General features: G+C 61.7%; 12 protein-coding genes. 4 read left to right on the top strand and 8 right to left on the bottom strand.

Going from position 1 to position 17,224, the window contains the following annotated elements; genetic code table 11:
- Positions 1–69: 69 nt before the first annotated feature.
- Positions 70–3,405, bottom strand: coding sequence for a DUF1217 domain-containing protein (locus NXC14_RS04660; RefSeq protein WP_085777168.1), 3,336 nt, complete (start codon positions 3,403–3,405; stop codon positions 70–72).
- Between the two features lie 301 nt (positions 3,406–3,706).
- Here NXC14_RS04660 and NXC14_RS04655 point away from each other — a divergent pair, with 301 nt between their 5' ends.
- Entirely contained in the window at positions 3,707–4,273 is a 567-nt protein-coding gene (locus NXC14_RS04655) for a DUF6101 family protein (RefSeq protein WP_085777167.1), read from the top strand.
- Positions 4,274–4,366: 93 nt separating this feature from the next.
- Here the strand turns inward: NXC14_RS04655 and ubiA are convergent, their stop codons facing one another.
- The 6 genes from ubiA to NXC14_RS04625 all read right to left on the bottom strand — a co-directional run bounded on the left by ubiA (position 4,367) and on the right by NXC14_RS04625 (position 12,032).
- Positions 4,367–5,326, bottom strand: coding sequence for a 4-hydroxybenzoate octaprenyltransferase (gene ubiA / locus NXC14_RS04650; RefSeq protein WP_085779975.1), 960 nt, complete (start codon positions 5,324–5,326; stop codon positions 4,367–4,369).
- 156 nt (positions 5,327–5,482) lie between these two features.
- Positions 5,483–6,295 (bottom strand): MipA/OmpV family protein, encoded by an 813-nt coding sequence (locus NXC14_RS04645; RefSeq protein WP_085777166.1) that lies wholly within the window; start codon positions 6,293–6,295, stop codon positions 5,483–5,485.
- 217 nt (positions 6,296–6,512) lie between these two features.
- Positions 6,513–7,463 (bottom strand): IS110 family transposase, encoded by a 951-nt coding sequence (locus tag NXC14_RS04640; protein WP_085777165.1) that lies wholly within the window; start codon positions 7,461–7,463, stop codon positions 6,513–6,515.
- Between the two features lie 250 nt (positions 7,464–7,713).
- Positions 7,714–8,295 carry a histidine phosphatase family protein gene (locus NXC14_RS04635; RefSeq protein WP_085779974.1) on the bottom strand — a complete coding sequence of 194 codons (582 nt, stop codon included), beginning with the start codon at positions 8,293–8,295 and terminating at the stop codon, positions 7,714–7,716.
- Positions 8,296–8,329: 34 nt separating this feature from the next.
- Complete coding sequence (locus NXC14_RS04630) at positions 8,330–9,589, bottom strand: cyclopropane-fatty-acyl-phospholipid synthase family protein (RefSeq protein WP_085777164.1); 1,260 nt, start codon at positions 9,587–9,589, stop codon at positions 8,330–8,332.
- A 133-nt stretch (positions 9,590–9,722) separates the two neighbouring features.
- Positions 9,723–12,032, bottom strand: coding sequence for a Tex family protein (locus NXC14_RS04625; protein ID WP_085777163.1), 2,310 nt, complete (start codon positions 12,030–12,032; stop codon positions 9,723–9,725).
- Positions 12,033–12,270: 238 nt separating this feature from the next.
- On the opposite strand from NXC14_RS04625, the gene glyS reads away from it, so the two are divergent.
- From glyS to NXC14_RS04615, 3 genes are all read left to right on the top strand, one after another.
- Entirely contained in the window at positions 12,271–14,385 is a 2,115-nt protein-coding gene (gene glyS / locus NXC14_RS04620) for a glycine--tRNA ligase subunit beta (RefSeq protein WP_085777162.1), read from the top strand.
- Positions 14,386–14,497: 112 nt separating this feature from the next.
- Entirely contained in the window at positions 14,498–14,644 is a 147-nt protein-coding gene (locus tag NXC14_RS32315; RefSeq protein ID WP_157131373.1) for a hypothetical protein, read from the top strand.
- Between the two features lie 110 nt (positions 14,645–14,754).
- On the top strand, positions 14,755–15,243 hold the full coding sequence (locus NXC14_RS04615) for a DUF523 domain-containing protein (RefSeq protein WP_085777161.1): 489 nt from the start codon (positions 14,755–14,757) through the stop codon (positions 15,241–15,243).
- Between the two features lie 80 nt (positions 15,244–15,323).
- Here NXC14_RS04615 and NXC14_RS04610 read toward each other — a convergent pair whose 3' ends face one another.
- Entirely contained in the window at positions 15,324–17,147 is a 1,824-nt protein-coding gene (locus tag NXC14_RS04610) for a methyl-accepting chemotaxis protein (RefSeq protein WP_085777160.1), read from the bottom strand.
- Between the last annotated feature and the right edge of the window lie 77 nt (positions 17,148–17,224).

The raw sequence follows: 17,224 nt of genomic DNA, 5'->3' as shown, positions 1-17,224 counted from the left end.
AATGGCTGTCTTGGCTTGAGCCTGCTGATCGTGGGAAACTCGGAGCAATTTCCCGTTGCTCGAACCACCTTACGCCTGCTGCGTGCCGCCGCCGGTCAGGATCTGCAGGGCCGGCGACTGCTGGGTGCTGTTCTGGACGTCGTACATCGCGGTGAAGCGCCGCAGCAGCTTGTCCACCTTCTTCGGATCCTGGAGGTCCTCGAGCTTGACGAAACGATTAATGAGATCGGCCTGTTTGGCGACGTCCATGCCCGATATCTGTGACGGCAGGCTGTAAGCCGTGGTGATGACCTGATAAAGCGCCTTGTCGCCAAGGAGCGAATAGATTGAGGTGATGCTGGAGGCTTTGCGGCTGAAATAGAGCGCCAGGCGGACGCCGTCGTTGCTTTCGCCTTGCTGGGTTTCCAGCGTCTGCTGCAGGTAGAGCTCCTGGGTATTGTCCTCGGCCGCCTTGTTCTGGATGGCGCCGATCTTGGCACGGGTCAGATTGCCGTCCTTGTCGAAGTTGAAGGCAGCGACGATATCCTTGAAGCGCGCATCGGCCTTGGTGTTGAGGTAGCTCTTCTTGTCGTCGGGATCGGAAGTGAAGATCTTCTTCAGCGTCGCCTTGTCGTAATCCTTCGGGTCGAGGTTGTTCGCCTTCAACACCAGATCGGTCAGGCGGCTGTCAGCGAGGAAATCGTCGAGCGACTGCACTTTCGCCATACCCTTGGCGAAATAATCCACCTCGGCGGTTGCGTCCTTCGATGCCTTGTCCTTTACCGGGCCGGCCTTCAGCAGCATGGTCACATGCGCCTTGTAGTCGGTGGCGTATTTGGCCATGGTCGCGTCGGGCAGCGCCTGGAGGGGTGCGGCCGCCTTGCCGTCGGGGCCGAAATTGAAGGCGCGGGCGAGATTGGTAATTCGCTCGTCCTTGAGCGAGGCGATATAGCCGTCCGGATCGTAGGCATCGCTCGTCAGGATCTTGCGCATCATCGAGCGCGGCACGTCCTGATCGGTCAAGCCGAAGGCCTGCAGCGCGACATGATAGAGATCCGGCAGGTTGTCGTTGCTCCTGGTGAAATCGGCCGTTCGATTGGTGCGCAGGAAATCATTGACGGTCTTGACGTCGGAAAAGTTCAAGAGGCTGCTGCTGTCGGCCATCATGCTCTTGTAATTGTCGGCAACTTCTTCGATCGCCTCGTCGCGCTCGTCGTCATAGCGCGCCATGTAGTTGTCGTTGGTGGTCTGCGCCTGATCTGCGGTCTGGATCGAGCTGACGACGGGAAGCGATCCGTCGGCGGCAAAATTGAAATCGGCATTGAGGTCGGAATAGCCGGCCGCGGCGGCGGCGGTCGCATCAGTCAGGATGCTCCTGAGATCGGCGTCCGTGATATCGAACGGCAGATTGTAGGTGCTCTTCAGGAAGGTGGTGATTGCAGGATCGGCGATGAGATCATCGACATTGGAGATCGTCGCCATACGGGCGGAATAGTCGTCCGTGCGCGCCGTGGCGGCAATTTTCGTGTTGGTGATCTGGGCGGACGTCTGTGCCGCCATGCCGTCCTCGAGCGAACCGTCCGCCTTGAAGTTGAAGGCGGCAGCGACGTCGGCATAGGTGCCGGTGCCGCTCTGATCGGTCAGGATAGCGCGCAGATCGACATCGCTGACGGTCGAGGGGATGCCGTAAGCGTTGCGGATGAAATTATTCAGCCGCCGGTCGGCCAGCAGCTGGTCGACATTGGAGATGCCGGCGATGGTTGCCTGGTAATAGACGGCGGCATCGTCGGCCTTGCTTGCCGTGCTGGCGCTTTGCGCCGCGCTCTGCGTGGCATAGAGGGTCGCGACCGAGCCGTCCGTTTTGAAATTGAACAGATCGTGGACGTCGCTGTAGCCCTGGGCGCTGGCCGCCGAGGGATCGACGAGGAAGCTCCTCAGCGTTGCGTCGGAGACGCTGTCGGCGATCTGCATGCTGGTTCTGAGATAGCTGACGGCGACGGGATCTGACATGATGTCGTCGACATTGGTGACATTGCCGATCATGCTGTTGAAGTGCGTTGCGTTCGCCGCCGATTTGTCGGTGGTCGACTTGCGCTGCGCGTCGGTCTGAATCACCGACCCGTTGATCGAGCCGTCAGCCTGGAAGTTGAAGTCGGCATTGAGATCGGCATGCCCCTGGGCGGCGGCATAGGTCGAGTCCGTCAGAATGCTCTTCAGCTCGGCATTGCTGAAACTGCTGCCGAGGCCGTAGGCATCCTTGATATAGCGTGCCAGAACGCTGTCGGCGAGCAGGTCGTCGACATTGGTGATGCTGCTCGACCGCGAGGTCACGCTATAATAATTGGCGGTGCTTGCCGCCGCGTCCTTCAGCTTGTTCGACTGGGCGATCGTCTGTGCACGCGCCGTTGTCGATGTCGTGCCGTCGGCCTTGAAATTGAAGGCGTTGTAGACATTGGTGAAGCCCATCAGCTGGGCGTAGCCGGGGTCGGTCAACACCATGCGCAGCGCCGGCGCGGTGAAATCGGCGCCCATGCTGTAGGCGGTCTTGATATAGGACGTCAGACGACTGTCGGCGACGAGATCGTCGACATTGGTGATCGTGCCGATCTTGGCAGTATAATAGGCCTGGTTGTATTCGGCCGCCGTCTTGCTGACATAGACGACATCGGAACCGACGGAATTGTCGATGATGACGGACTGGTTATTCAGCGTATAGGTCTCGATGATCGACGCCTTCTGCGTCGCGGTCTGGGCGCTGCCGTTGACCGTACCGTCGGCATTGAAGCTGAATTGGGCGGCAAGAGCCTTGTACTTGTCGCCGCCCTGCGCGTTCACGACACTTGTCGGGTCGCTGAGATCGCTCGTCAGCACCTGCCGCAGGAAATCCTTCGAGGCATAGGTGGGATCGATCTTGAAGGCCTTCAGCACATAGGTGCGCAGCCGGGTGTTGTTGACCAGGTCGTCGACGGTCTGCACGCTGTCGATATTGTTGCTGTAATAGGTGCTCTCGGTGGCCGCCGCCTTGTCGGCATCGACGAAGGACTGCTTGTAGAGGCCGATGAGCTCGTCTTCCTGCGCGTCGGTCTGAACGTCCTTCTCGGGCGCATTGAAGTTGAAGGCGGCCGCGAATTCACGGTAGCGCGTATCGGAGAGCTTGTTGGCGTAGCTGTTCGGGTCCGTTAGATCGCTTTCGAGCACCTTCTTCATGAAGGCCTTGGCATAGGTCATATCCTCAAGGCCATAGGCCTTCATGGCGTAGCTGTAGAGCTTGTAATCGCCGAGAAAGTCGTCGACGTCTTTGACCTTGTTGATATTGTCCGCGTAATACTGGGCATCCTTCTTGACCGTCGCCTGCGAGGCGACCTTGTTCAAGCTCGACGTCATGTCCTTCGACAGGATCGTGTAAGCGAGGGAGGCCGTGATCATGAAAAGCGCCCTTTTCGGCAAAATCTCTAAAAGAACGACAAACTGCTGGTAAGCCCATTTTGCCACGCAAAGCTTACCCGAGACTTACCTTTCGACTGCGCCATTTCAGGTCAGCCAGCCGTTCACCTTCCGGAAACCCTGCCGGATTCGGTTTTGATAACCATCAGGGGAGGCAAAGTTTTCTTAACCGCAATTTTTAAGCAGTACGGAAGGGGGGCCGCCTATTGTCGGCCATAGAGGACGAAAAGTCCCGAGGAGAAGACCGCAAACCGGCTCTCAGGTAAGACAAGGGTAGAATGAAATGAACAATCCCGTTTTGAAGCCCGTTTGGGCTGGCACGACGCTGCGTCTCGATCCGTCCCGCTTCCCGCAGCAAATCAGCTACGCCATCCATGATTGTTCGGATGATGTCAGCATCACGATAGACGAACGTGGCGCAGTGCTGCGGAAAGTCCTTCCCTCCAGCGGTCTGCCGCTCTCGATTGCCCTGCCGAGGCGCGTCTTCAAGGGTGTCGCCGCCCGCGCCATCGACCATGGCGACGGCGAGGTCACCGTCACGCTCGAACTTCACCACGCCGATCCCGAGCTCTGCATTCCGCTGCTCGTTGCCCATGATCTCAGCGACATCGCCGCCGACTGGCGCAGCTGGTCGGAGGCCTTCCGCATTCCGATGCTGATGGTCGAGGCAGATGGCGTCGCCCGGCCGCTCGAGGACCATATCGGGGCGCTGCGCACCAGTGACCTCAAGCCGCGTCGCCGTCATTCCTACTTCGCCAATCGCCGTCCGCGCTTTCTCGTGCGTCGCACCACCGGGCAGCTGGGCGTCGCCATGAAGATCGAAGGCAAGGAAATCATTGCCCGCAACTGACCGAAATCGCGACTGTGCCATCTCGGCAGGAAGATCTGGAAGAAGCGAAACCCGGCCCTCGCGCCGGGTTTATCGTTTCACGAACCATTCCATTCAGGGAATGGCAAAGAGCAGCGAAAAGAACAGCCCGGCGAATATGGTCAGGCCGACGCGGTTGTTCGACTTGAAGAGCGCCAGGCATTGGGCGGGATCGTTGATATCAAGGCGGATAATCTGCCAGGCGAACATGCCGGCCGCGCCGAACAAGGCCAGAAAGGCGATGAGATTGGCGCCGGCGAGCGCGAAGGCAGCAAACATCAGCACCAGCGTCAGCCCATAAAGGCCGATCAGCCATTGCCTCGTCTTATCGCCGAAGAGACGCGCGGTGGAGCGCACGCCGATCAGCTCGTCATCCTCCTTGTCCTGATGTGCATAGATGGTGTCGTAACCGATCGTCCAGGCGACGGAGGCGGCATAAAGCAGGATGGCGGCAAAGGAGAGGCCGCCCAGAATGCCGGCCCAGCCCATCAGCGCGCCCCAGGAAAAGGCAAGGCCGAGATAAAATTGCGGCCAGTCGGTGAAGCGCTTGGCATAGGGATAAAGTGCCACGATGCCGAGCGAAAGCAGGCCGAGAAAGACGGTGAACCAGTTGAACTGCAAGAGCACGAAGAGGCCGACCAGCGCCTGAATGCCGATGAAGATCTTCGCGCGTCCGCGGGTGACGCGGCCCGAGGGCAGCGGACGCGAACGGGTGCGCGCCACTTCCATGTCAATCTCGTGATCGACGAGATCGTTATAGGTACAGCCGGCGCCGCGCATGGCGACGGCACCGATAAAATAGAGGAAAAGGTGGGACATCAGCAGGCTGCCGGAATAAAGCCCTTGGCCGATCGCCGCATTGGAGGCGAGCGTGGCCGACCAGAAGCACGGCCACATCAAGAGCTCCCAGCCGATCGGGCGATCCCAGCGTGCAAGCTGCGCATAAGGCCAGAGCCATGGCGGCAGGGTCCGGTAAACCCAGTTATCGGAAGGTGCGTCGGAGACGCGATCGTTGAACTCGCCGGTATCTTGCATGCCATCCATCTAGCGGCGGGCTGGCGATCCGGTCAAGAAGCGATCGCGACGGCGCCAGAAGCGTGTCGCATCAAATCTGATTCCTGTAATGCGCTTTGGCTCTTTGTGATGCATGTCGTCCGGAACCGCGGCATAGTTCCGGGCGACATGATTTGATCACTGCAGAGAGAAATTGAACCTGTAGGTCGCCGAGACACCGATGAGCACCTGGTTCTTCGAGCCGCGCTGCCGCACGAGACTGCTGTCGGCCGCCGGACCCGCCAGGCGCTTATATTCGAGGAAAGAGCTGGCCGACAGGTTTTCCGTCGCCTTCCATGTCAGAGCCGCACCGGCGCCATAGGACTGGATGCCCGATGACGGCTTGTATTGGTCAAGCCCGCTCGCCGCCGCCTGTTTGGCGTTGACGCCGTAATAGGCATCATAATAGCCGCTGGTGGCGAATGTCGCGCGCGGACCGCCTGACAGTTGCAGGTTGGGGGCGATATCGGTGAAGGCATCAACGGCGAGATCGGCAACGACGCCGTCATGCGAGCGGATGCCCTGGCGAACTTCGGCGCGGGCGCGCAGGAAATCGGTCGGATAAACTTCGACGAAGCCACCGGCTTCCGCTCCCCATTTGACCTTCTTCATGCCCTTCAGCTCGTGACCGTCGCCCTCAACGCGCGAAGGCACGAATTTGCCGACGATACCGGCGCGGAAGGTGCCATTATCCATGAGGGCCAAGGACGGATTGTCGTTGCGCGAGGAAAAGCGTGGAGCCGAGCCCTGCCGGCCGGCCGAAATCAGCGGGCTGAACCGGAATTCATAACGCCGTGAACCCTCGAATTTCGGCGCTGAAAAGCCGGCGACACCAACGCTCAGATACCAGTCGCCGGACCAGAAATGCTGGCCGCTTTCCTGCGCGGTGGCCGAACCAACGGATGAAAAAGCAATAAGAAAAGAAATCGATACGACTGATCGATGAGACACGTCTGCACTCCAGGAAACGCAAAAACAAAGCCGCGGAGAGCGGCGGCCGCTAGACTTATCCTGATGTCGTTACCCCAATGTTAACCACAGTGAAACTCATGAAACTCATGCCGTGCGGCCCCCCTCTTCCGCCCTACGGGCACCTTCTCCCGCTTGGGAGAAGAGGGGATTGAGACCTCGCGGCACGCCCCCTTCTCCCCTCGGGGAGCAACCATGTTTAATTCTTGCGGTGTTGTGGCGTCCATTCGGTCTTTCGAAAGAGGATTGTGTTGGCGAGAACGATGAGTTTTCGGGCGACGGCTATAACGGCGCACAGGTGCTCCTTTCCGTTCTGACGCAAGCGCGTGTAGAAAGCGGCGAGATCCGGATTGTGCCGGGTTGCCGTGAATGCGCACATGAATAGGCTCTTTCGCAGGCGTTCGCGACCACCCTGGATGCGGCGTCTGCCATGATACTTTCCGCTATCGTCGTCATAGGGTGCGACGCCGGCAAGGGCGGCGATCTCGGCGCGGCTGGCATGGCCGAGTTCGGGCAGCCGAATGATCAAGCACAGGGCGCTGCGCAGCCCGATCCCCTTGATGGAGATCAGCAGATCGAGCCGTTGCGCCAAGTCGCAATCGTCGCGAACCGTCTTTTCGAGCCGCAGCAGATGGGCCTTGCGGCAGGTTTCGAGGCGGGCGACCTCGCGCAGGTGGCGGCGTTTGATCGCCTCCGACAAGGCGGTCTCGGCAAAGGTCTTGACCAGCGCGATCTGCTGCTCGATCTGTTCCAGATAGGTCAGTTCGGCGGCCAACTTGTCGAAGCGTGCGTCCGGCAGCGCCGGCAACTGCTCCAGACTTGCCGTGAAGAGCGCAATCAGCACGGCATCGAGCCGATCGTTCTTGGCCCGCTTGAGCCGGCTCTTGGCAAAGAAGCGCAACTGCGCCGGCTGCAGACGCGCCGCCGGCCGCTTGCCGGCCCGCAGATGCGCCAGCAGCCGCCATTCATAGCCGCCGGAGGCTTCGAAGCCGATGCGGCTGACGTCATGCTCTCGAAGAAAGGCGTCAAGCGCCTTCAGGCCAGCGGTGTCGTACGTGACCCTCAGCCTTGCCTTACCGGGATGGAGGGCAATGTCGAGATGGCTTTTGCCGACATCGATTCCGGCACAGATCATGCTATTATCGGTCATCTTCGTCGTCCCTGTCTTGGATACGAACCCCAAGGTTCCTGCAACCACACGGGCCAGATGAAGAGCCGGTTGCGATCCTGCTCCCCACAGCCCAAAACGGCTAAGAAGGTGACGATCCGACAACCAGCTGCCGGGCGGGCGGCCACCCGCCCGGCAGGCATCAATATCCTACATTTTTCTTATCCAAGAAGGTGGCCCGAAGGGTTGGATGAGGGGGCCGCACGGGCCGACGCCAGCTATGGAATTTGCCCTATCTCTGGTTCCAGCGGCGGATGACCGGCTCGGTCAGGTCGTGCTCATAACCGAGCACGCTGATGCTGGCGGTATCGAGCACGAAATGCGCGCCACCCTGCGGCGGCAGGCCGAGCCAGCGGGCGGCCAGCACGCGCAGGAAATGCGAGCTGGAAAAGATCAGGATGGGCGCTGCCGCTTGGCGAAGCGCATGGATGACGGCATCGGCGCGGGCACCGACATCGGCAGCCGTTTCGCCGTTCGGGCAGCCGTCGCGAAAGAGCTGCCAGCCGGGACGTTCCGCCAGGATCGCCTTCGTCGTGACACCTTCATAGGCGCCATAGTCCCATTCGGCGAGCTCGTCGCGGATCACCGCGTCCGCTCCGAAGCCGGCGAGCGCGCAGGTGTTGCGGGCTCGCGCCGACGGGCTCGACCAGACGGCGGGAAAGGAAAGGCCGGCCAGCCGCTCGGCAAGTTTTCGAGCGGCGGCTTCACCATTCGCCGTCAAGGGAATATCGCTGCGCCCGGTATGGCGCCCGGACAGGCTCCATTCGGTTTCACCGTGTCGAACCAGATATATTTCGGGAAACGCACTGCTCATCCGCATTCCCTTTCATTCCAAACGCTGCGGCGGTTCAGAACGTCACCTTTTCCAGCGGCGCCCGCCGCGCCTCGAATTCCTTCAGCTTGGCTTCATTCTCGGCGATGTAGTTGCGGTTGTCGGGAACGGCGAACTGGTTCTTGGCGATCTGGATCTGCAGGATGAACAGCTCATCCCAGCGGAAGCCCATTTCGGAACCGGCGAGATAGAATTCCCACATGCGGAAGAACTGTTCGTCGTAAAGGGCCACCGCCTCAGCCTTGCGCGCCACGAAACGCTCGCGCCAGTGGCGCAGCGTATAGGCGTAATGCATCGGCAGGATTTCGACGTCCTTGACCAGCAGCCCGGCCTTTTCAAGCGGCGGCAGCACCTCGCCGACGGAAGGGATGTAGCCGCCCGGAAAAATATATTTCTCGATGAAGGCATTGGTGCCAAAGCTCGGCTTCGGACGGCCGATCGAATGCAGCACCATGACGCCGTTGTGGTCGAGCAGGTCCGAGACCTTGCGGAAGAAATTGCCGTAGTTGCCGATCCCGACATGCTCGAACATGCCGACCGAGACGATGCGGTCGAACTTCCTGCCCGTCATGGTGCGGTAATCCTGCAGCTCGAAACGTACCCGCTCGGAAAGACCGCGTTTCTCGGCGCGTAAGCGGGAGACCTTCAGCTGCTCTTCGCTCAGCGTGATACCGGTGAAATCGGCTCCCTCCGTCGCCTCCGCCAGATACATGCCCATGCCGCCCCAGCCGGAGCCGATTTCCAGGATGCGCTGGTTGGGCTTAAGCAGCAGCTTGGCTGCGATATGGCGTTTCTTGGCGAGTTGCGCCTCGTCGAGACTGATGCCCGGCGGGTTGAAATAGGCGCAGGAATATTGCCAGTCCTCGTCGAGGAAAAGATCGAAGAGCTTGGCCGAGAGATCGTAATGATGGGCGACATTGTGCTTGTTACGATTGATCGGCACGCGGCTTTTCAGCTGCTGCCAGGCGATACGGCCGACGAGCAGCGCCGCCATCTTGAAGTCGAAGATCTCGTTGGTGGTGTTCTGCTTCACCAGCGACAGGAAGTCGTAGATGTTGCCCTGTTCGAGAATGAACCGGCCCTGCATGTACATCTCGCCGAGCTTCATCGTCGGGTCGCGGCGGATGGCGTCTTCAGCATCCTGATCGGCAAGCCGGGCGACCACCAAGTCGCCGGTGCCGTCGCCGATCACGTGGGTCTCGCCGTTGGCAAGGGTAAGCTTCAACGAACCCTTGCGGATGATTTGCTGGACGATCGATAAGAAAGCCGACGCCATGGACGCCTCGCAAATGTGACAGGATGGTCACATCAACTTAATAGCTCTCACTCGCCTTACAAGCGCCGGATTTAGCAGTCAGCGCAGAACGCTGCCAAACTGTGGCATTTTTGCCAGAATACCGGCTAAATCCTTATTTTCGCTTCATGGCTTCAGCGAGTGCAGCGCCGAAAGCACCCTGGCCCTCCGCTTTCGGAGCTGCGGGCCGGCGCTCATTCTGCGGCCGGGCGCCCTGACTTGCGCGAGAATCACCCCGCGCCTGAGACGCAGAAGAACCATCGTCGCGGCGCATCGAAAGGCCGATGCGCTTGCGCTTGGCATCGATTTCCACGACCCGCACATTGACGACATCGCCCGCCTTGACCACCTCATGCGGGTCCTTGACGAAGCGATCGGCGAGTTGCGACACATGCACCAGGCCATCCTGGTGCACGCCGATATCGACGAAGGCGCCGAAGGCCGCGACATTGGTGACCGTGCCTTCGAGCACCATGCCGGGCGTCAGGTCGGAAATCTCGTGGACGCCCTCGGCGAAGGTCGCGGTCTTGAAGCTCGGACGCGGGTCGCGCCCGGGCTTTTCCAGCTCGGCGATGATATCCTTCACCGTCGGCAGGCCGAATTTCTCGTCGATGAACTGACGCGGATCGATCGATTTCAAGATGGCGCTATCGCCCATCAGCGTGCGCAGGTCGCGGCCGCAGGCGGCGACGATCTTCTTGGCGACGCCGTAGGCCTCGGGATGCACCGAGGAGGCATCGAGCGGCTCCTTGCCGTTCGGAATGCGCAGGAAGCCGGCGCATTGTTCGAAGGTGCGGCCGCCGAGGCGTGCGACCTTCAGCAGATCGCGCCGCGTCTCGAAGCGGCCCTCGCTGTCGCGGTGGCGGACGATGGCCTCTGCGATCGACGGGCCGAGGCCGGAGACACGGGCGAGCAGCGGCGCCGAGGCGGTGTTCAAATCGACGCCGACGGCGTTCACTGCGTCCTCCACGACTGCATCGAGCGAACGCGACAGCTTCTGCTGGTCGACATCGTGCTGATACTGGCCGACGCCGATCGATTTCGGCTCGATCTTGACGAGCTCGGCGAGCGGATCCTGCAGGCGGCGGGCGATGGAGACGGCGCCGCGCAGCGATACGTCGAGATCGGGAAACTCCGCCGCTGCGGTCGCCGAGGCGGAATAGACCGAGGCGCCGGCTTCCGAGACGATGACCTTGGTCGGCTTCGGGGCCGGCAGATCGGCCAGCATGTCGGCCACCAGCTTTTCCGTTTCGCGGCTGCCGGTGCCGTTGCCGATCGAGATCAGCTCGACATTGTGCTTGCGGATCAGCGAGGCGAGTTCGATCTGGGCGCCGCGCACGTCGTTCTTCGGCTGGAAGGGATAGACGGTCGATGTCGCCACCACCTTACCGGTGCCGTCGACGACAGCGACCTTGACGCCGGTGCGAATGCCGGGATCGAGCCCCATCGTTGCGCGCGAACCGGCCGGAGCGGCCAGCAGCAGGTCCTTCAGATTGCGGGCGAAGACATGGATTGCTTCCTCTTCGGCCCTTTCGCGCAGCTCACGCATCAGATCGAGCGACAGCGACATGGAAAGCTTCACCCGCCAAGTCCAGCTGGCGACCTCCATCAGCCAGCGGTCGCCGGGGCGACTCGTGCCGATCTCGTAGGCAGCGGCGATCATCCGTTCGACCGGCTTATTCGGCGAGGCGGCCTCGGCATCGGCCTCGATCGTCAGCGTCAGCACCTCCTCGTTCCAGCCGCGCAGCATGGCAAGCGCCCGGTGGCCGGGCGCGGTCGCCCAGCGTTCCGAGTGATCGAAATAGTCGGAAAACTTCTCACCCGCCGCCTGCTTGCCATCGACGACCTTGGCTTTCAGCAGCGAAGCCTGGCGCATATGGGCGCGCAACTTGCCGAGCAGGTCGGCATTTTCGGCAATGGCTTCGGCAATGATGTCGCGAGCGCCTTCGAGCGCCGTCTTCACGTCGGGCACATCAGCCGTGACGAAGCCTTCAGCGAGCACCGCTGGCTCCCGGCCGCGATCGGCAAGGATCGCCTCGGCAAGCGGGCCGAGGCCGCGTTCCCGGGCGATTTCGGCGCGGGTACGCCGCTTCGGCTTATAGGGCAGATAGAGATCCTCGAGCTCCGCCTTGGTTGCGGCACCCGCGACCTTGGCCATCAGCTCCTCAGTCATCTTGCCCTGGCCGGTGATCGATTCGACGATCGTGTCGCGCCGGGCCTCGAGCTCGCGCAGGTACACCAGCCGCTCGGCGAGATCGCGCAGCTGCGTGTCATCGAGCCCGCCCGTCACTTCTTTGCGGTAGCGGGCGATAAAGGGCACGGTGGCCCCCTCGTCGAGCAGCTCGATGGCGGCCTTGGCCTGGTCGGGCCGGGCATTGATTTCGGAGGAGATGCGGGCTGCGAGAAAACGGAGGTCTGCGGCCATGGGATTCCCTATGTCGACGAAAGTTGCGGGACCATAGCGGCGAAAAGCGGCAAGGCAATGCCCGACTGGGGTTTCCACAGCGGAAGTTGACGGGTTGGGGCTACACGGCACAACGCCAACCGTTGCCCACTACCCCATTGCTCTGTTCCGTTTTTGCGGTTGTGCAGATGCGGCATTCTTTGATAGCAGAAGCAACGTTTTTGGATCGCCCTGCCGCGGGCGCAAGGAAAAGAGTGACATGCCAAACCTTCTTCTCGAACTTCGCTCCGAAGAGATTCCGGCCCGCATGCAGCGCAAGGCTGCGGGCGACTTGAAGAAGCTCGTCACCGATGCGCTCGTCGAAGCCGGCCTGTCCTATGAAGGCGCGCGCGAATACTGGACGCCACGACGGCTGGCGCTCGACATTCACGGCCTGACGGCGCGCTCGGCCGATGTGCGCGAGGAGCGCAAAGGGCCGCGCACCGACGCTAACGAGAAGGCGATCGAGGGCTTTCTTCGCGGCGCCGGCCTTTCGTCCGTCTCTGAGGCCCAGGTGGTGAGCGACCCGAAGAAGGGCGATTTCTACGTCGCTGTGATTTCCAAACCCGGCCGCTCGACGGAAGAGATCGTCGCCGAAGTGATGCCCGGCATCATCCGCGATTTCCCCTGGCCGAAATCGATGCGCTGGGGCAAGGCTTCCTCCAGGCCCGGCGCGCTGCGCTGGGTGCGGCCGCTGCAGTCGATCGTCTGCACCTTCGGCCCCGAACATGAAGAGACCACCGTCATCCCCTTCGAGATCGACGGCATTACCGCCTCCAACATCACCTACGGCCATCGTTTCCATGCGCCCGACGCGATCACCGTGCGGCGCTTCGACGATTATGCGGCGAGCCTGGAAAAGGCCAAGGTCATCCTCGATGCCGAGCGGCGCAAGGATATCATCCTGCACGATGCCCGCGACATTGCCTTCGCCAACGGCCTCGAGCTGGTGGAAGACGAAGGCCTGCTGGAGGAAGTCTCCGGCCTCGTCGAATGGCCGCAGGTGCTCATGGGCAGCTTCGAGGAGGATTATCTCTCCATCCCCTCGGAGATCATCCGGCTGACGATCAAGACCAACCAGAAGTGTTTCGTAACCCGCAGGCAGGGTGAAGAGACGCTGTCGAACAGGTTCGTTCTCGTCTCCAACATCCAGGCGAGCGACGGCGGCAAGGAAATCGTCCACGGCAACGGCAAGGTGGTGCGCGCCCGGCTTTCGGATGCCCTGCATTTCTGGAAGCGCGACCAGGGCGATATGCCCGATCTCGATACGCTGAAAGCATCTGCGGCAAAATTCGGCCTCGACCTGATGAAGCCGCTCGACCAGCGCATGGCCAAGCTCGACGCGCTCGAGGTGACGTTCCATGCCAAGCTTGGCACACAAGGCGCGCGCGTCGCACGCATTCGCGCGCGGGCATCGGAGCTCGCGAAAATTATCGGCGCCGACGCGGCTCTCGTCGATCGCGCCGCCGTGCTCGCCAAGGCGGATCTGCGCACCGAAGCCGTTGGCGAGTTTCCGGAACTGCAGGGCTTGATGGGCCGCAAATATGCGGTGCTGCAGGGCGAGAACGCCTCCGTCGCCGCGGCGATCGAGGACCATTACAAGCCGCAAGGCCCCTCAGACCGCGTGCCGGACGACAAGGTGGCGATCACGCTGGCGCTGGCCGACAAGCTCGACACGCTGACGGGCTTCTGGGCGATCGACGAAAAGCCGACGGGCTCGAAGGATCCCTTCGCCCTGCGGCGAGCAGCCCTCGGCGTCGTCCGCATTCTGCTCGAGCGACGGATCCGCCTGCCGCTGTTGGCGACGACCAAGGATGGTGATCTGCTCTCCTTCTTTCATGATCGTCTCAAAGTCTATCTGCGCGATCAGGGCGCCCGGCACGATCTGATCGATGCCGTGCTGACGCCTGAAGCCGACGACCTGTTGATGGTGGCGCGCCGCGTCGAAGCGCTGACGGCTTTCATCACCTCGGAGGACGGCGAGAACCTGCTTGCCGGCACCAAGCGCGCCACGCAGCTGCTCGCCGCCGAGGAGAAGAAGGGCACCGTCATCGCCGACGGCGTTTCGCCGGCGCTCTTCAGGCTCGATGCCGAGAAGGAGCTGTTCGCCGCCATAACGAGTGCCTCGGAGGATGCGGCGAACGCCGTTGCCGCGGAGGATTTCCGCTCGGCGATGGAGGCGCTTTCCAAGCTGCGCGGCCCGGTCGACCGCTTCTTCGAAGAGGTGCTCGTCAACGACGAGGATGCCGCGATCCGCGCCAACCGTCTTGCCCTGCTGCGGTTGATCCGCGAGGCAACGGGAACGGTGGCTGATTTCTCGAAGATTTCGGGGTGAGCGGATTTTGAGCTGGGTGCTCTCGCCAGTGCTAACGCGAACGCTGTGCTTGCCGCATGGATCCTCGGGTCAAGCCCGAGGATGACGGAGTGGGGAGTGAGCACTGCGCCAAATGCGGCGCCGCAGACGCAATACGATCAGCGACTTCGAATTCAGTTTCCCAGAGCGCAGCCAGCTTTTCATGGGAAAGATGCAGACGTCCTTTCTTGCCAACAGTGCCGCCCATCTCTCCGTCATGCTCGGCCTTGACCTGCCTTGACCCGAGCATCCATGCCAAGCACTCTGCTTGTGCGGTTTGTTTTGGTCGGTCACCATACATCGATGATCCAACCCTAGCATCACCGCCCCAATGCGGTTACTCAAGCAGCCATGCAAAACAAGATTCTCGTCAGCGCCTGCCTCGTGGGGCACGCCGTCCGTTATGACGGGCGGGCGAAGCCGTTGCTTCACCCGGCGATCGAGAGATGGCGGGCCGAAGGGCGGTTGGTGACGATCTGTCCGGAGATATCCGCGGGCATGCCGGTGCCGCGGCCGCCGGCGGAGATCGCGGATGGAGCGACCGGCGAAGAGGTTCTGGCCGGCACGGCTCGGGTTATAGAGCTGACGGGCGGCGATGTGACGGAAGAGTTCCAGCAGGCGGCCGGAAATGCCGTGGCACTCGCACGCCAGACCGGTTGCCGCTTTGCGCTGCTCATCGACGGCAGCCCGTCCTGCGGGTCTGGGTTCATCTATGACGGCACGTTTTCCGGCCGCCGGCAGGCCGGCAGCGGCGTCACGGCGGCAGCACTGAAAGCGGCCGGCATCGAAGTGTTTTCCGATCGGGAGATCGAGCGGCTGATCGAGCGCATCGCACGATAGGCCTCCAAATGACACGGCCGCCGGAGAACCGACGGCCGCTAAGAATTTCGTGATAAAAAGGCTTGTTGCCTCCGCGCCGTTTAGGCCGCGCGGCGACCCTGATGTGCAACGGGAGCAGCGCCGGCATTGCCGACCCGGAAGCCGCGGATGAGATCGATCAATTCGTCGGTGTCGCTGGCGAGCGTCTCGGCCGATGCAGTGGTCTCTTCGGCCATGGCGGCGTTCTGCTGGGTGGCGGCGTCGAGCTGGTTCACCGACGAGGAGATCGAGCGCAGCGTCGTGTCCTGCTCGGAGGCGCTGTGGGCGATCTTGGCGACGATCTCGTTGGCGGCCTTGATCTGGTCGGAGATGCGCTTCAGCGCCTCGCCTGCCTCGCCGACCAGACGGACGCCGTGTTCGACCTGGCTGGAGGAGCGGGCGATCTGGTCCTTGATCTCCTTTGCCGCGGCGGCGGAGCGCTGGGCAAGTTCGCGCACCTCCTGCGCGACGACAGCAAAACCCTTGCCGGATTCGCCGGCACGGGCAGCCTCGACGCCGGCGTTCAAAGCCAGGAGGTTGGTCTGGAAGGCGATCTCGTCGATGACGCCAATGATCTTTGATATCTCCGAAGACGATTTCTCGATGCCGCTCATCGCCTCGATCGCCTGGCTGACGATCGCATCGCTGTGGGTGGTCTCGGCACTGACGGCATGCACGCGCTTGCTCGCCTCATGGGCGCCATCGGCCGTCTGGCGGACGGCAACCGTGAGCTCATCGAGGGCGGCGGATGTTTCCTCCAGGCTTGCGGCCTGGCGCTCGGTGCGCTGCGACAACTCGTTGGAGGCGCGGCGGATCTCTTCCTTGCTGGTGCCGATATCACTGCCCTTGGCGCTGACCTTGGCCATGGCGGCCTCGAGATGCGACAGCGCATCGTTGAAGTTATCGCGAAGGGCGGCGTATTTTTGGCCGAGATCGGCGCAGCGGACCGTAAGGTCGCCGCGGGCGATCAGTTCCAGCGCCTGGCCGATCGTCGCCACCACGCGGGCCTGGAGCGCCGTCTCGTCCTGCTGCTGGCGCAGGTTGTTTTCGCGCTCGCTTTCCAGCGCCAGCTGCTGGGCCGCCTCGCGATCGGACATCTGATGGCGTTCGCGGATCTTTTCCTGCAGCGACAGCGTCGCCTTCGCCATCATGCCGACCTCATTGTTCATGCCGGTATGCGGGATGGTGATGGAAACGTCCTCTTCGGAGACCGCCTTCAGGGCGGCATGGACATTGTTGAGAGGGCCAGAAATGCCGCGAATGACGACGTAGGCAGCCGCCATGGCAAGGACGAAGAGAACGATGCTGCCGGAGAGCGCGGTCAGGATCGTGCTGTTAATCTGGGCATCGAGATCATCCATATAGACGCCGGTGACAACGACGACCTTCCAGGGGTCGAAGGCCTGGCCGTAGGCCGTCTTGCGATAATCGCCGGCCGGCTGGCCCGGCTTGCTGGTGGAATAAAATTCGACCAGACCGCCGCCCTGGCGGCCGAGCTTGACCAACTCTTCGCGGTAAAGCTTGCCCTTGCTGTCCGGCTGGCCCTTCAGGTTCTGTCCGACCTTCGAGGCATCGTAGTGGAACATCATCTGGACATCGTAGCTATAGCCGAAGAAATAACCGTCCGGATCGTATTTCATGCCGTTTATGGTGGCGTAAGCCTGCTTCTGGGCATCCTCCAACGTCATGTCGCCTGCGGTGACCTTGGCCTGGTAAAGCTTCAGAACCGAGATCGCCGACTGAACCTCGGCCCGGAGCATGTCGTAACGCTCCTTGTAAATCGCATCGACCGAGGAGCGGATCTGCAGGGACGTCGCGATCGCAAAGGCCACCATCAAGCCGACGATCAGCAATATGAGCTGCTTCGATATTTTCAAATTTTTCATGATTCCTCGCAAAGGGAATGAGCGAATACATTCCGGTGCGGTCTTCTACCGCCTGTGCGAGCGCATCTGAGAAGGAC

The sequence above is a fragment of the Rhizobium sp. NXC14 genome, from assembly GCF_002117485.1.
Classification (GTDB): domain Bacteria; phylum Pseudomonadota; class Alphaproteobacteria; order Rhizobiales; family Rhizobiaceae; genus Rhizobium.
Note: the sequence above shows the minus strand (reverse complement) of the source record. Positions and strands in the feature narration are given on the sequence as shown.

What these genes read in the sequence shown, in the direction of transcription:
- NXC14_RS04640 (WP_085777165.1), bottom strand. Translation starts at nt 7,463, where the DNA reads ATGACCGATAATAGCATGATCTGTGCCGGAATCGATGTCGGCAAAAGC.
- glyS (WP_085777162.1), top strand. Translation starts at nt 12,271, where the DNA reads ATGCCAAACCTTCTTCTCGAACTTCGCTCCGAAGAGATTCCGGCCCGC.
- NXC14_RS04630 (WP_085777164.1), bottom strand. Translation starts at nt 9,589, where the DNA reads ATGGCGTCGGCTTTCTTATCGATCGTCCAGCAAATCATCCGCAAGGGT.
- NXC14_RS04660 (WP_085777168.1), bottom strand. Translation starts at nt 3,405, where the DNA reads ATGATCACGGCCTCCCTCGCTTACACGATCCTGTCGAAGGACATGACG.
- NXC14_RS04635 (WP_085779974.1), bottom strand. Translation starts at nt 8,295, where the DNA reads ATGAGCAGTGCGTTTCCCGAAATATATCTGGTTCGACACGGTGAAACC.
- NXC14_RS04625 (WP_085777163.1), bottom strand. Translation starts at nt 12,032, where the DNA reads ATGGCCGCAGACCTCCGTTTTCTCGCAGCCCGCATCTCCTCCGAAATC.
- NXC14_RS32315 (WP_157131373.1), top strand. Translation starts at nt 14,498, where the DNA reads ATGCGGCGCCGCAGACGCAATACGATCAGCGACTTCGAATTCAGTTTC.
- NXC14_RS04610 (WP_085777160.1), bottom strand. Translation starts at nt 17,147, where the DNA reads ATGAAAAATTTGAAAATATCGAAGCAGCTCATATTGCTGATCGTCGGC.
- NXC14_RS04615 (WP_085777161.1), top strand. Translation starts at nt 14,755, where the DNA reads ATGCAAAACAAGATTCTCGTCAGCGCCTGCCTCGTGGGGCACGCCGTC.
- ubiA (WP_085779975.1), bottom strand. Translation starts at nt 5,326, where the DNA reads ATGCAAGATACCGGCGAGTTCAACGATCGCGTCTCCGACGCACCTTCC.
- NXC14_RS04655 (WP_085777167.1), top strand. Translation starts at nt 3,707, where the DNA reads ATGAACAATCCCGTTTTGAAGCCCGTTTGGGCTGGCACGACGCTGCGT.